Annotated in this window: 11 protein-coding genes and 1 tRNA gene; 10 read left to right on the top strand and 2 right to left on the bottom strand. The window is 62.2% G+C overall.

Features of this window, described 5'->3' with window-relative positions:
• The 10 genes from EV686_RS18165 to rpoC form a co-directional block, all read left to right on the top strand.
• A partial coding sequence (locus tag EV686_RS18165) for an EF-Tu C-terminal domain-related protein (RefSeq protein ID WP_481347968.1) occupies nucleotides 1-92 on the top strand: 92 nt, incomplete at its 5' end.
• 88 nt (nucleotides 93-180) lie between these two features.
• Nucleotides 181-256 (top strand) — tRNA-Trp (locus tag EV686_RS18160).
• 51 nt (nucleotides 257-307) lie between these two features.
• A complete protein-coding gene (gene secE / locus EV686_RS18155; RefSeq protein ID WP_132478379.1) occupies nucleotides 308-688 on the top strand; it encodes a preprotein translocase subunit SecE in 381 nt (126 codons plus the stop codon).
• 9 nt (nucleotides 689-697) lie between these two features.
• Nucleotides 698-1,231: a transcription termination/antitermination protein NusG gene (gene nusG / locus EV686_RS18150; protein ID WP_132478378.1), complete on the top strand. Its 534-nt coding sequence runs from the start codon at nucleotides 698-700 to the stop codon at nucleotides 1,229-1,231.
• A gap of 68 nt (nucleotides 1,232-1,299) precedes the next feature.
• Nucleotides 1,300-1,734 carry a 50S ribosomal protein L11 gene (rplK, locus tag EV686_RS18145; protein ID WP_132478377.1) on the top strand — a complete coding sequence of 145 codons (435 nt, stop codon included), beginning with the start codon at nucleotides 1,300-1,302 and terminating at the stop codon, nucleotides 1,732-1,734.
• A 1-nt stretch (nucleotide 1,735) separates the two neighbouring features.
• Nucleotides 1,736-2,431, top strand: coding sequence for a 50S ribosomal protein L1 (gene rplA, locus EV686_RS18140; RefSeq protein WP_132478376.1), 696 nt, complete (start codon nucleotides 1,736-1,738; stop codon nucleotides 2,429-2,431).
• A gap of 241 nt (nucleotides 2,432-2,672) precedes the next feature.
• Nucleotides 2,673-3,197 (top strand): 50S ribosomal protein L10, encoded by a 525-nt coding sequence (gene rplJ / locus EV686_RS18135; RefSeq protein WP_132478375.1) that lies wholly within the window; start codon nucleotides 2,673-2,675, stop codon nucleotides 3,195-3,197.
• Between the two features lie 78 nt (nucleotides 3,198-3,275).
• Nucleotides 3,276-3,656: a 50S ribosomal protein L7/L12 gene (rplL, locus tag EV686_RS18130; protein ID WP_132478374.1), complete on the top strand. Its 381-nt coding sequence runs from the start codon at nucleotides 3,276-3,278 to the stop codon at nucleotides 3,654-3,656.
• A 167-nt stretch (nucleotides 3,657-3,823) separates the two neighbouring features.
• Complete coding sequence (rpoB, locus tag EV686_RS18125; protein ID WP_132478373.1) at nucleotides 3,824-7,936, top strand: DNA-directed RNA polymerase subunit beta; 4,113 nt, start codon at nucleotides 3,824-3,826, stop codon at nucleotides 7,934-7,936.
• Nucleotides 7,936-12,186 carry a DNA-directed RNA polymerase subunit beta' gene (rpoC, locus tag EV686_RS18120; RefSeq protein ID WP_132478372.1) on the top strand — a complete coding sequence of 1,417 codons (4,251 nt, stop codon included), beginning with the start codon at nucleotides 7,936-7,938 and terminating at the stop codon, nucleotides 12,184-12,186. Before rpoB ends, rpoC begins: the two co-directional genes overlap by 1 nt.
• 186 nt (nucleotides 12,187-12,372) lie before the next feature.
• On the opposite strand, the gene EV686_RS18115 is transcribed toward rpoC, so the two are convergent.
• Together EV686_RS18115 and EV686_RS18110 are read right to left on the bottom strand one after the other, a co-directional pair.
• Complete coding sequence (locus EV686_RS18115) at nucleotides 12,373-13,506, bottom strand: L-talarate/galactarate dehydratase (RefSeq protein WP_132478371.1); 1,134 nt, start codon at nucleotides 13,504-13,506, stop codon at nucleotides 12,373-12,375.
• Between the two features lie 42 nt (nucleotides 13,507-13,548).
• Nucleotides 13,549-14,544, bottom strand: coding sequence for a Bug family tripartite tricarboxylate transporter substrate binding protein (locus EV686_RS18110; RefSeq protein WP_132478370.1), 996 nt, complete (start codon nucleotides 14,542-14,544; stop codon nucleotides 13,549-13,551).
• Nucleotides 14,545-14,654 lie beyond the last annotated feature (110 nt).

Raw genomic sequence — 14,654 nt, 5'->3', positions numbered from 1 at the left:
CGCCGATCGCGATGGAAGAAGGCCTGCGCTTCGCCATCCGTGAAGGCGGCCGTACCGTCGGCGCCGGCGTCGTCGCCAAAATCACTCAGTAATACATTGCGCCGATGGCAGGGTTTCGCGCCTTGCCGTCTTCAGCGCACAAGCAGCGGGCTCTGGCAGGTTCGCTGCTTTCAGAGTTTTAGGGGTATAGCTCAATTGGCAGAGCGTCGGTCTCCAAAACCGAAGGTTGTAGGTTCGATTCCTACTGCCCCTGCCAGACACCACGATCGCTTCGCGGGTCGTCAATATCAGGCTTTTTCGCCGGACCATGTCTAATACCAACGTAGAAACCGTTAACAGTACAGTCGACCGCATCAAGCTGGGTCTGGCCGTACTCGTCGTTATTGCCGGTATCGTCGCATTCTCGCTGCTCGAGGGCGAATCCACACTGGTACGTGTCGGTGCGTTCATCGGCAGCCTGGTCGTTGCTTTCGTCATTGTCTGGTTCAGCGAGACCGGCCGTCGCACCGTCGGCTACATGCGCGATTCCTATCATGAGGTCAAGCGCGTCGTGTGGCCCTCCCGCAAGGAAGCCACCCAGATGACTGGCATCGTGTTCGTGTTCGTCACGGTCATGGCCATCATTCTCTGGATCTTCGACAAAGCGCTGGAATGGATCATCTATGGTCTGTTCCTGGGCTGGAACTAAAGGGCAGGCATGAGCAAACGCTGGTACGTCGTCCATGTGTATTCGGGCATGGAAAAAAGTGTGCACAAGGCGCTGCTGGAACGCATCGAGCGTGCAGGCCTGGAGCACGAATTCGGCCGTATCCTTGTTCCTTCGGAAGAAGTCGTCGAGATCAAGGGCGGCAAAAAGTCCATTACGGAGCGCCGTATTTTCCCGGGCTATGTGCTGGTCGAGATGGAACTCACCGACGACACTTGGCACCTGGTGAAGAATACCAACCGCGTAACGGGCTTCCTGGGCGGTTCGGGCAACCGTCCCGCGCCGATTTCCGAGCGCGAGGTCGAGAAGATCCTCTCGCAGATGGAAGAAGGCGTCGAGAAGCCAAGGCCCAAGATTCTGTTCGAAATCGGCGAAACCGTCCGCGTCAAGGAAGGCCCCTTTGCCGATTTCAACGGCAGCGTCGAAGAAGTCAACTACGAGAAGAGCAAGGTTCGCGTCTCGGTTACCATCTTCGGTCGCGCCACCCCAGTGGAACTGGATTTCAGCCAGGTCGAAAAGATCTGATTTTTTAACCCCGGGGAGCCCTCGACAACCCGTTTGACGAAGGCGTCACTACCCGCAAGGAGCTACTCATGGCGAAGAAAATCGTCGGCTTCATCAAGCTGCAAGTGCCAGCTGGTAAGGCCAATCCTTCCCCCCCCATTGGTCCCGCACTGGGCCAGCGTGGTCTGAACATCATGGAGTTCTGCAAGGCATTCAATGCCAAGACGCAGAGCCTTGAGCCTGGTCTGCCCATCCCCGTAGTCATCACTGCCTACGCGGACAAGAGCTTCACCTTCATCATGAAGACGCCTCCGGCGACTATCCTGATCAAGAAGGCGGCAGGCATCCAGAAGGGTTCCGCACGTCCCAACGTCGACAAGGTCGGCACCCTGACGCGCGCCCAGGCTGAAGAAATCGCCAAGACCAAGCAGCCCGACCTGACCGCCGCCGATCTGGACGCCGCTGTGCGTACCATTGCCGGCAGCGCACGCAGCATCGGCATCAATGTTGAAGGAGTCGTCTGACATGGCAAAGCTCAGCAAGCGCGCAGCGGCCATTGCCGCCAAGATTGACCGCAACCGTCAATACCCCGTTGCCGAAGCCCTGACCCTGGTCAAGGAAACCGCAACCGCCAAGTTCAACGAATCCATCGACGTCGCCGTCCAACTGGGCGTGGATCCCCGCAAGTCGGACCAACTGGTCCGCGGTTCGGTGGTTCTGCCTGCTGGCACCGGCAAGTCCGTTCGCGTCGCCGTGTTCGCCCAAGGCGAAAAGGCTGAGGCCGCCAAGGCCGCCGGCGCCGAAATCGTCGGCATGGAAGATCTGGCCGAGCAGATCAAGGCCGGCAACATGGACTTCGACGTGGTCATCGCCTCGCCCGATACAATGCGTATCGTCGGCGCCCTGGGTCAGGTTCTGGGTCCCCGCGGCCTGATGCCCAACCCCAAGGTCGGCACGGTTACGCCCGACGTGGCAACCGCCGTCAAGAACGCAAAGGCCGGCCAGGTGCAGTACCGCACCGACAAGGCCGGTATCATCCACGCCACCATCGGCCGTGCATCGTTCAACGTCGAACAGCTGCAGGAAAACCTGCTGGCTCTGGTCGACGCGCTGAACAAGGCTCGTCCCGCTGCCGCTAAAGGTATCTATCTGCGCAAGCTGGCTGTTTCCTCCACCATGGGCGGCGGCGCCCGTGTGGAAATCGCCTCGCTGAGCGCTTAAAAAGAACTTTGGGCCGTGTCCGGCTTTGTTCGGACACAGCTGTCAAAGACCGCTGGAGCTTGATGACGTGCCGTGCACTAGCACCCACAGAAGCAGGCTTAATTCCGGAGAAGGCTTTCCGGGTCCAGCGCAGACGGCGTCCATGGAAGAATTCTTGCTGTCCCAGAAGAACTCGACCAGGTGCGCCGCATTCGGTTGACGCAAGGGATCTCCCTCGCGTCGTTTATGGAGAGTTCAAACCGTGAGTCTCAATCGTGAAGAGAAAGCGGTAGTCATCGAGGAAGTCGCTGCCGAGCTGGCAAAGGCTCAATCGGTCATTATCGCCGAGTATCGTGGTCTGGACGTCGCCTCCGCTACCGTATTGCGCAAGACTGCGCGTGAGTCGGGCGTGTATCTGCGTGTTCTGAAGAATACGCTGGTGCGTCGCGCTATTGTCGGCACTCCTTTCGAGGAGCTGTCCGCACAGCTGACCGGTCCGCTGATCTATGGCATCAGCACCGACCCCGTAGAGGCTGCCAAGGTACTGGCAACTTTCGCAAAAACCAACGATAAGCTGGTGATCAAGGGTGGGGCATTGCCCAACAACATCCTGTCCCAGGATGGCGTCAAGGCTCTGGCCACGATGCCGTCTCGTGAGGAACTGCTGTCGAAGTTGCTCGGCACCATGCAAGCCCCCATCGCGCAATTTGTGCGTACGCTCAACGAAGTTCCGACCAAGTTCGTCCGCGGCCTCGCAGCCGTGCGCGACCAGAAGGAAGCCGCATAAGCGGGTTTTCCCTCAGGAATTTCGTCGTAGAAGAGCGACAACCAACCTGGCATTCAATATTATCTGGAGTTCATTAAAATGGCACTTAGCAAAGCTGAAATCCTTGACGCAGTCGCCGGTCTGACAGTTCTGGAACTGTCCGAACTGATCAAGGACATGGAAGAAAAGTTTGGCGTGTCGGCTGCCGCCGCCGCCGTCGCTGTTGCAGCCCCCGCTGCTGCCGGCGCCGCCGCCGCTGCTGAAGAGCAGACCGAGTTCACCGTTGTTCTGGCCGAAGTCGGCGCGAACAAGGTCAGCGTCATCAAGGCTGTTCGCGAAATCACCGGCCTGGGCCTGAAGGAAGCCAAGGACCTGGTCGACGGCGCTCCGAAGCCCGTCAAGGAAGGTCTGGAGAAGGCCGCCGCTGAAGACGCGAAGAAGAAGCTTGAAGAAGCCGGCGCAAAGGTCGAGCTCAAGTAAGCTGATGTTTTGCCTGCCCGGGAAGGTGCAATGCCCTTCCCGGGCTTTTGCGTCTCCAGAAAACCCGTGTTTCGCCTGCGCCTGTATCGGCCTGAAGCCGGATTTTCTGGAGTCGTAAACCGGGGCCGTGGTTGACGGCCCATGTAACCCCTCGAGTCGGAGTGCTCATGCCTTATTCGTACACCGAAAAAAAGCGCATACGCAAGAGCTTTGCCAAACGTGACATTGTCCACGCTGTGCCTTACCTGCTGGAGACACAGCTGGAATCCTTCAGAACGTTTCTGCAGGCGGATACTACACCATCCAAACGTAAAGATGAAGGTCTGCAAGCCGCCTTCAGTTCCATTTTCCCGATCGTAAGCCACAACCAGATGGCGCGCCTCGAGTTCGTCAGCTACGTGCTCGGCGACCCCGTGTTCGACGTCAAGGAATGCCAGATGCGCGGCCTGACCTATGCGTCTCCGCTGCGCGCCAAGGTGCGCCTGGTGCTGATGGATCGTGAAGTCAGCAAGCCCACCGTCAAGGAAATCAAGGAGCAGGAAGTCTACATGGGCGAGATTCCGCTCATGACCGACACCGGCTCCTTCGTCATCAACGGCACCGAGCGCGTCATCGTTTCGCAGCTGCACCGTTCGCCCGGCGTGTTCTTCGAGCACGATCGCGGCAAGACGCACAGCTCCGGCAAGCTGCTGTTCTCGGCCCGCATCATTCCCTACCGCGGCTCCTGGCTCGATTTCGAATTCGACCCCAAGGACATCCTGTTCTTCCGTGTCGACCGCCGCCGCAAGATGCCGGTCACGATCCTGCTCAAGGCCATCGGCATGACGCCGGAAGACATCCTGGCCCACTTCTCCGAGTTCGACCACATCGACCTGCTCGATGAAGGCGGTCAGCTGGAGTTCGTGCCCGAGCGCTGGAAGGGCGAAGTCGCCCATTTCGACATCACGGACCGCGACGGCAAGGTCATCGTCGAAAAGGACAAGCGCGTCAATGCGCGCAACCTGCGCGACCTGGCCCAGGCCAACGTCAAGTACATCTCGATCCCCGAAGACGATCTGCTGGGCCGTGTGCTGGCCAAGAACATGGTCAATCCGGACACGGGCGAAGTCATTGCCAATGCCAATGACGAAATCACCGAATCCATCCTGGCCGAGCTGCGCGGCGCGGGCATCCGCTCCATCGAGACGCTGTACATCAATGAACTGGATCGCGGCGGCTACATTTCGCAGACGCTGCGCACGGACGAGACCGCCGACCAGATGGCCGCCCGCGTTGCCATCTACCGCATGATGCGTCCCGGCGAGCCGCCTACCGAAGACGCCGTCGAAGCCTTGTTCCAGCGCCTGTTCTACAGCGACGAGACCTATGATCTGTCGCGCGTCGGCCGCATGAAGGTCAACAGCCGTCTGGGCCGTGGCGAAGACATCACCGGCCCGATGACGCTGACCGACGAAGACATCCTGGAAACCATCAAGGTGCTGGTCGAGCTGCGCAACGGCCGCGGCCAGATCGACGATATCGATCACCTGGGCAACCGCCGCGTGCGCTGCGTCGGCGAACTGGCCGAGAACCAGTTCCGCGCCGGCCTGGTGCGCGTCGAGCGTGCGGTCAAGGAGCGTCTAGGCCAGGCTGAAACCGAAAACCTGATGCCGCACGACCTGATCAACTCCAAGCCGATCTCGGCCGCCATCAAGGAGTTCTTCGGTTCGAGCCAGCTGTCGCAGTTCATGGACCAGACCAACCCGCTGTCGGAAATCACGCACAAGCGCCGCGTTTCCGCACTGGGCCCGGGCGGCCTGACGCGCGAGCGCGCCGGCTTCGAAGTGCGCGACGTGCATCCCACGCACTATGGCCGCGTCTGCCCGATCGAAACGCCCGAAGGTCCGAACATCGGCCTGATCAACTCCATGGCGCTGTATGCCCGCCTGAACGAGTACGGCTTCCTGGAAACGCCGTACCGCAAGATCATCGACGGCAAGGTCAGCGACCAGATCGACTACCTGTCGGCCATCGAGGAAAGCAACTACGTCATCGCGCAGGCCAACGCCGAGCTGGACGAGGAAGGCCGCTTCAAGGACGACCTGGTGGCCTGCCGCGAAGCCGGCGAAACCATGCTGACGGCTCCGGACAACATCCACTACATGGACGTTGCTCCGTCGCAGATCGTGTCCGTCGCTGCTTCGCTGATTCCGTTCCTCGAGCACGATGACGCGAACCGCGCGCTGATGGGCGCCAACATGCAGCGCCAGGCGGTTCCCTGCCTGCGTCCGCAGAAGCCCCTGGTCGGTACCGGCATCGAGCGCACCGTCGCCGTCGACTCCGGCACTGCCGTCCAGGCGCTGCGCGGCGGCGTGGTGGATCACGTCGACGCCGAGCGTGTGGTGATTCGCGTCAACGACGACGAGAACGTGGCGGGCGAGGTCGGCGTAGACATCTACAACCTGACCAAGTACACGCGTTCCAACCAGAACACCAACATCAACCAGCGTCCCATCGTGCACAAGGGCGACAAGGTCGCCCGCGGCGACGTGCTGGCCGATGGCGCATCGACGGACCTGGGCGAACTCGCCCTGGGCCAGAACATGCTGATCGCGTTCATGCCCTGGAACGGCTACAACTTCGAGGACTCGATCCTGATCTCCGAGAAGGTCGTGGCCGATGACCGCTATACCTCGATCCACATCGAGGAACTGACGGTCGTTGCGCGCGACACCAAGCTGGGCGCCGAGGAAATCACGCGCGACATCAGCAACCTGGCCGAAACACAGCTGAACCGCCTGGATGATTCCGGCATCGTCTACATCGGCGCCGAAGTGCGCGCCGATGACGTGCTGGTGGGCAAGGTCACGCCCAAGGGCGAGACCCAGCTGACGCCCGAGGAAAAGCTGCTGCGCGCCATCTTCGGCGAGAAGGCGTCCGATGTGAAGGACACCTCGCTGCGCGTTCCGTCCGGCATGGTCGGCACCGTCATCGACGTGCAGGTCTTCACACGCGAAGGCATCGAGCGCGACAAGCGCGCCCAGTCCATCATCGACGATGAACTGCGCCGCTACCGCCAGGACCTGAACGATCAGCTGCGCATCGTGGAAAACGACCAGTTCGATCGTCTGGAAAAGATCCTGGTCGGCAAGACCGTCAACGGCGGCCCGCGCAAGCTGGCCAAGGGCGCCGCCATCACCAGCGAATACCTGGCAGAGCTGGACCGCTGGCAGTGGTTCGACATTCGCCTGGCCGACGAAGAGCACGCCGTCGTTCTCGAGCACGCCAAGGAAGCGCTGGAGCAGAAGCGCCACCAGTTCGACCTGGCCTTCGAAGAGAAGCGCAAGAAGCTGACGCAGGGCGACGAGCTGCCTCCGGGCGTGCTGAAGATGGTCAAGGTCTACCTGGCCGTCAAGCGCCGCCTGCAGCCTGGCGACAAGATGGCAGGCCGTCACGGTAACAAGGGTGTCGTATCGCGCATCACGCCGGTGGAAGACATGCCCCACATGGCCGACGGCTCGACCGTGGACATCGTGCTGAACCCGCTGGGCGTGCCGTCGCGCATGAACGTCGGACAGGTGCTGGAAGTCCATCTGGGCTGGGCCGCCAAGGGCATCGGCGCCCGCATCAACGAGATGCTGGCGAACGAGAAGGCCAACCAGGTCAAGAGCATCCGCGAATACCTGGTCAAGGTTTACAACAGCACCGGCCACGGCGAAGACATCGATTCCCTGACCGATGACGAAATCATCGAAATGGCGAAGAACCTGCGTGACGGCGTGCCGTTCGCCACGCCGGTGTTCGACGGCGCGACCGAGCAGGAAATCGGCCAGATGCTGGAGATCGCCTATCCCGACGAGATTGCCAAGAAGCTGCAGCTGACCGACACGCGTGCCCAGGCATGGCTGTTCGACGGCCGCACCGGCGAGCAGTTCGAGCGTCCGGTCACCATCGGCTACATGCACTACCTGAAGCTGCATCACCTTGTCGACGACAAGATGCACGCCCGTTCCACAGGCCCGTACTCGTTGGTCACGCAGCAGCCGTTGGGCGGCAAGGCGCAGTTCGGCGGCCAGCGCTTCGGGGAGATGGAAGTCTGGGCGCTGGAAGCCTACGGCGCCTCGTACACCCTGCAGGAAATGCTGACGGTGAAGTCCGACGACATCACTGGCCGTACCAAGGTCTACGAGAACATCGTCAAGGGCGATCACGTCATCGACGCCGGCATGCCGGAATCGTTCAACGTCCTGGTCAAGGAAATTCGATCCCTGTCCCTGGATATGGATTTGGAGCGTAAATAATGAAAGCGCTACTCGATTTATTCAAGCAAGTCACGCAGGACGAGCAGTTCGATGCCATCAAGATCGGCATCGCATCGCCCGAGAAGATCCGCTCGTGGTCGTTCGGCGAAGTCCGCAAGCCGGAAACCATCAACTACCGTACGTTCAAACCCGAGCGCGACGGTCTGTTCTGCGCCAAGATCTTCGGGCCCATCAAGGACTACGAGTGCCTGTGCGGCAAGTACAAGCGCCTGAAGCATCGCGGCGTCATCTGCGAGAAGTGCGGCGTCGAAGTCACGGTGGCCAAGGTGCGCCGCGAGCGCATGGGCCACATCGAGCTGGCCAGCCCGGTCGCGCACATCTGGTTCCTGAAGAGCCTGCCGTCGCGCCTGGGCATGGTGCTGGACATGACGCTGCGCGACATCGAGCGCGTGCTGTACTTCGAAGCCTGGTGCGTGATTGAACCCGGCATGACGCCGCTCAAGCGCGGCCAGATCATGTCCGACGACGACTTTCTGGCCAAGACGGAAGAGTACGGCGACGATTTCCACGCCCTGATGGGCGCGGAAGCCGTGCGCGAATTGCTGCGTACCATCGATATCGACCGTGAAGTCGAGACGCTGCGCGCAGAGCTCAAGGCCACCTCGTCCGACGCCAAGATCAAGAAGATATCCAAGCGCTTGAAAGTGCTCGAAGGCTTCCAGAAGTCGGGCATCAAGCCCGACTGGATGGTCATGGAAGTTCTGCCGGTGCTGCCGCCCGACCTGCGTCCGCTGGTGCCGCTGGACGGCGGCCGTTTCGCCACGTCCGACCTGAACGACCTGTACCGCCGCGTCATCAACCGCAATAACCGCCTGAAGCGCCTGCTCGAACTGAAGGCGCCGGACATCATCCTGCGCAACGAAAAGCGCATGCTGCAGGAATCCGTCGATTCGCTGCTGGACAACGGCCGCCGCGGCAAGGCCATGACGGGCGCCAACAAGCGCCAGCTCAAGTCGCTGGCCGACATGATCAAGGGTAAGAGCGGCCGCTTCCGCCAGAACCTGCTGGGCAAGCGCGTCGACTACTCCGGCCGTTCCGTGATCGTGGTGGGTCCGCAGCTGAAGCTGCACGAATGCGGCCTGCCCAAGCTGATGGCGCTGGAACTGTTCAAGCCTTTCATCTTCAACCGTCTCGAAATGATGGGCCTGGCCACGACGATCAAGGCGGCCAAGAAGCTGGTGGAAAGCCAGGAACCCGTCGTCTGGGATATCCTGGATGAGGTCATCCGCGAGCATCCTGTCATGCTGAACCGCGCGCCGACGCTGCACCGCCTGGGCATCCAGGCGTTCGAGCCGGTGCTGATCGAAGGCAAGGCCATCCAGCTGCACCCGCTGGTCTGCGCGGCCTTCAACGCCGACTTCGATGGCGACCAGATGGCCGTGCACGTGCCACTGTCGCTGGAAGCCCAGCTGGAAGCCCGCACACTGATGCTGGCCTCCAACAACGTCCTGTTCCCGGCCAACGGCGAACCTTCCATCGTGCCGTCGCAGGATATCGTGCTGGGCCTGTACTACGCCACCCGCGAGCGCATCAACGGCAAGGGCGAAGGCATGTTCTTCGCCGATATCGGCGAAGTACAGCGTGCCTACGACAATAAGGAAGTCGAGCTGCAGACGCGCATTACCGTGCGTCTGGTCGAGTACGAGAAGGACGGCGACGACTGGAAGCCGCTGCTCAAGCGCGTGGAAACCACGGTCGGTCGCGCGCTGCTGTCCGAGATCCTGCCCAAGGGCCTGCCTTTCTCGGCGCTGAACCGCACGCTCAAGAAGAAGGAAATCTCGCGTCTGATCAATCAGTCGTTCCGTCGCTGCGGCCTGCGCGCCACCGTGATCCTGGCCGACAAGCTGATGCAGTCCGGCTTCCGTCTGGCGACGCGCGGCGGCATTTCCATCGCCATGAGCGACATGCTGGTTCCCGCCGCCAAGGAAGACATCCTTGCCCAAGCCAGTCGCGAGGTCAAGGAAATCGACAAGCAGTATTCGTCGGGTCTGGTGACCGGCCAGGAACGCTACAACAACGTGGTGGACATCTGGGGCAAGGCCGGCGACAAGGTCGGCAAGGCCATGATGGAACATCTGGCGACCGAACCCGTCGTCAACCGCCATGGCGAAGACGTGCGCCAGGAATCGTTCAACTCCATCTACATGATGGCCGACTCCGGCGCCCGGGGCTCCGCCGCCCAGATCCGCCAGCTGGCGGGCATGCGCGGCCTGATGGCCAAGCCGGACGGCTCCATTATCGAGACGCCCATCACGGCCAACTTCCGTGAGGGCCTGAACGTACTGCAGTACTTCATCTCCACGCACGGCGCGCGTAAAGGCCTGGCCGATACTGCGCTGAAGACGGCGAACTCGGGTTACCTGACCCGCCGTCTGGTGGATGTGACCCAGGACCTGGTGATCACCGAAGACGATTGCGGCACGACGCGCGGCTACACCATGAAGGCGCTGGTCGAGGGCGGCGAAGTCATCGAGCCACTGCGCGATCGCGTGCTGGGCCGCGTGGCTGCCGTCGACATCGTCAATCCGGACACGCAGGAAACCGCGATCCCCGCCGGCACGCTGCTGGACGAAGACATGGTCGACCTGATCGACCAGATCGGTGTCGATGAAGTCAAGATCCGCACACCGCTGACTTGCGAAACCCGCCACGGCCTGTGCGCGCACTGCTATGGCCGCGACCTCGGCCGTGGCTCGCTGGTCAACCGCGGCGAAGCCGTCGGCGTGATCGCAGCCCAGTCCATCGGCGAGCCGGGCACGCAGCTGACGATGCGTACGTTCCACATCGGCGGCGCGGCATCGCGCGCAGCCATGGCCAGCTCGGTCGAGACGAAGTCCGCCGGTACGGTCGGCTTCGCCAGCACCATGCGCTATGTCACCAACGCCAGGGGCGAACGCATTGCCATTTCCCGTTCCGGCGAAATCGTCATTTATGACGACAACCGCCGCGAGCGCGAACGCCACAAGGTGCCTTACGGCGCCACGCTGACGGTCGGCGACGGCGAGGCCATCAAGGCCGGCCAGCGCCTGGCGACATGGGATCCGCTGACCCGTCCGATCATTTCGGAATACACGGGCCAGGTCCGCTTCGAGAACATCGAAGAAGGCGTCACGGTCGCCCGCCAGGTTGATGAAGTCACGGGCTTGTCCACGCTGGTGGTCATCACGCCCAAGACACGCACCGGCAAGACGGTCCAGCGTCCGCAGATCAAGCTGCTCAACGAGGCTGGCGAAGAGCTGAAGATCGCCGGCACCGACCATCTGGTGAACATCTCGTTCCCGGTCGGCGCGCTGATCACCGTGCGCGACGGCCAGCAGGTCGGCGTGGGCGAGGTCCTTGCGCGTATTCCGCAGGAATCGCAGAAGACCCGCGACATTACCGGGGGTCTGCCGCGCGTGGCCGAGCTGTTCGAAGCCCGTTCGCCCAAGGACGCCGGCATGCTTGCCGACGTCACCGGCACGGTCTCGTTCGGCAAGGACACCAAGGGCAAGCAGCGCCTGGTCATCACCGACCTGGAAGGCGTCAGCCACGAGTTCCTGATTCCCAAGGAAAAGCAGGTGCTGGTGCACGACGGCCAGGTGGTGAACAAGGGCGAAATGATCGTCGACGGCCCGGCCGATCCGCACGACATCCTGCGCCTGCAGGGCATCGAGAAGCTGGCCAGCTACATCGTCAACGAAGTGCAGGACGTGTACCGCCTGCAGGGCGTGAAGATCAACGACAAGCACATCGAGGTGATCGTTCGCCAGATGCTGCGTCGCGTGAACATCACGGATGCCGGCGATACCAGCTTCATCACGGGTGAACAGGTCGAGCGCTCCGAGCTGCTCAACGAGAACGATCGCATGGACGCCGACGGCAAGATCCCCGCCACGTATGAAAACGTGCTGCTGGGCATCACGAAGGCTTCGCTGTCGACGGACTCGTTCATCTCGGCCGCGTCCTTCCAGGAAACCACGCGCGTTCTGACCGAGGCCGCCATCATGGGCAAGCGCGACGAACTGCGTGGCCTGAAGGAAAACGTCATCGTGGGTCGCCTGATCCCTGCCGGCACGGGCATGTCTTATCACAATGCCCGCAAGGACAAGGAGAAGTTCGAGGCGGCGGAACGCATGGCGGCCCGCGCCCAGGCCAACCCGTTCGAAGACGCGCCGGCGGCGGAGACGGACTTCATCGAGAGCGAGCTGCCCGATTCCGATGCGTCTCAGGACATCACGAATCAGGAATAATATTCCCGACGGGAGCGGGCCGGAGTATCGGTCCGGCTCTTCAGGCAAGTCCGACGCATGAAGCACAGAAGGCCAGGTAGCGATACCTGGCCTTTTCCCTTTGGTGCGCCCGGTTGGCGGCGCGAGGACGAATGCCTCTTGGAAACGCTTCGCGGCCGGCGGGAGAACCTGCTGCGTTCGGGCGGCTTATCGTCCGATGGCGGCCGTCGCTTCCAGCCAGCCGGCGGCCCGCTCCGACAGGCTCAATCCCAGGCCGGGGCGTTCGGGCAGATGCATGCAGCCGCCGGAAATTTCCAGCCTTTCGTTGAACGCGGGCTCCAGCCATTCGATATGCTCTACCCAGGTATCGTATGGATAGGCGGCCGCCAGGTGGATATGGATTTCCATCAGGAAGTGCGGCGCCAGGTTCAGGCGCTGGCGCTCGGCCTGGGCGCTGACTTTCAGGAAGGGAGTGATGCCGCCGATGCGTCCCGCATCTGGCTGCAGGTAGCGCGCGCCTTGCTGGTCCAGGAGCAGGTACAGTTCTTCCGCGCTGCACAGCATTTCTCCGGTCGAGACCGGTGTATCGATACGCGAGCCCAGCAGCGCATGGCCCGCATAGTCATGGGCGCTCAGCGGTTCTTCGATCCAGGTCAGCCTGAACTCGTCGAGTGCGCGGCCGGCGCGCAAGGCGGTCGTCAGATCCCACTGCTGGTTGGCGTCCACCATCAAGGGCAGCGCATTGCCGACATGCTGGCGCACGGCGCGGACGCGCTCGATATCCTTTTCGACGTCGGGCTGCCCGACCTTCAGCTTGATGCCGCCTATGCCGCGGGCCAGTGATGCCTCGATGGCCGTGTAGATTTCAGGCAGGGTGGCCGACAGATAGCCGCCCGATGTGTTGTAGCAGGGAACCGCCGTGCGGTAGGCGCCTAGCAGCCTGCCCAGCGACAGATCGGCGCGGCGCGCCTTGATGTCCCAAAGCGCGGTATCGAAGGCGGCGATTGCCTGGACCGACAAGCCGGTCCGGGAAATGGAACCGCCCATCCAGGCCAGTTTCTCCCAGAGCCGTCCGATGTCGGCGGGATCCTCGCCGATCAGGCCGGGCGCCAGCTCCTTGGCATGGGCGAACAGCGCGGCGCTGCCCGAACGCAAGCAGTAGCTGAATCCCAGGCCGCGAGCACCGTCGCGCGTGGTGATTTCCGCCGTCAGCATGGCGACGTGGCTCAGCGGCGTTTGCCGGCCCGTCAGCACCTTGGCGTCGCTGACGGGCTTTTTCAGCGGCACCTGGTACAGGGAGACGACGATATTTTCGATGGCATCGGAGGGTGTGGTGGGCATGTGGCGATCCTGGGAAAGTCGGGGTTGTTCAATCAATGCGGGTCAGTCCATCGTTGCGCCGGACTCGGCGACGACGGCCTTCCATTTTTCGTATTCGGATGCGTTGTAGGCCTTGAACTCGGCGGGAGAGTTGCCGACGCCCTGCAAGCCGAGCGCCTGCAGCCTTTCCTGGGTTTCCGGGTGCCGGATGGCCTCGGCAACCAGCGATGACAGCTTGGCGACGACGGCGTCGGGCGTGCCTGCGGGAGCCCAGAGTCCGTACCATGTGCCAATGTCGTAGTTCGGCAGGCCGGATTCGGCCACGGTAGGCAGGTCGGGCAGCAGGGGAGAGCGTTGCGCCGTGGTGACGGCCAGCGCCCGCAGCTTGCCGGATGTCAGGAAGGGCATCGAGGAGGCGACGGGGTCGATGATCATGGGAACGTGCCCGGCAATGGTATCGCTCAGCGCGGGAGCGCCGCCGCGATAGGGGATGTGTCCGATGTCCACGCCCGCCTGCTGCTTCAGCGCTTCCGCGGCAAGGTGCGTGGCGGAGCCGTTGCCGGACGAGGCATACTGCAGCTTGCCCGGATTCGCCTTGGCGTAGGCGAGCAGCTCCTGCAATGTCTTGAAGGGCTGCGAAGGGTTGACCGACAGGATCAGCGAGCCGCTGGCCAGTTGGGAAATTGGCGTGAAGTCCTTCAGGGGATCGAACGTGACTTCCTTGAACAGGCTCGGATAGATGACGTGCACCGAAGCGCTGACCAGCAGGGTGTAGCCGTCGGGCGCCGTGCCCGCGACATGGGCCGTGCCGGTCAGGCCTGTGGCGCCGGGCTTGTTTTCCACGACGAATTGCTGGCCCGTCATCAGGGACAGGCGCTGCGCCACCAGGCGGCCGATCACGTCATTGGCGCCGCCGGGCGGGTAAGGCACGACGATGCGGACGGGCTTGTCCGGATAGCTTGCGTCGGCTTGCGCGGCGAAGGGAAACGCAAGGCAGCTTGCGGATGCCAGCGCAGCCAGAAGGCGCCGGCGAATGAGTTGCAGCCGAGAGGTTTTCATAAAGGGTCTCCGAGGAATTGTGCGACTTCGGGCTGTTATCATGAAAAATGACAGCGCTGTCATTTTTCTATGCTAGATGTACGATGACTATCTTGTCAACAGGAATTCGT

This window comes from Paracandidimonas soli, from assembly GCF_004342005.1.
GTDB classification, from domain to species: domain Bacteria; phylum Pseudomonadota; class Gammaproteobacteria; order Burkholderiales; family Burkholderiaceae_B; genus Paracandidimonas; species Paracandidimonas soli.
This window is presented reverse-complemented; position numbering and strand designations above follow the sequence as displayed.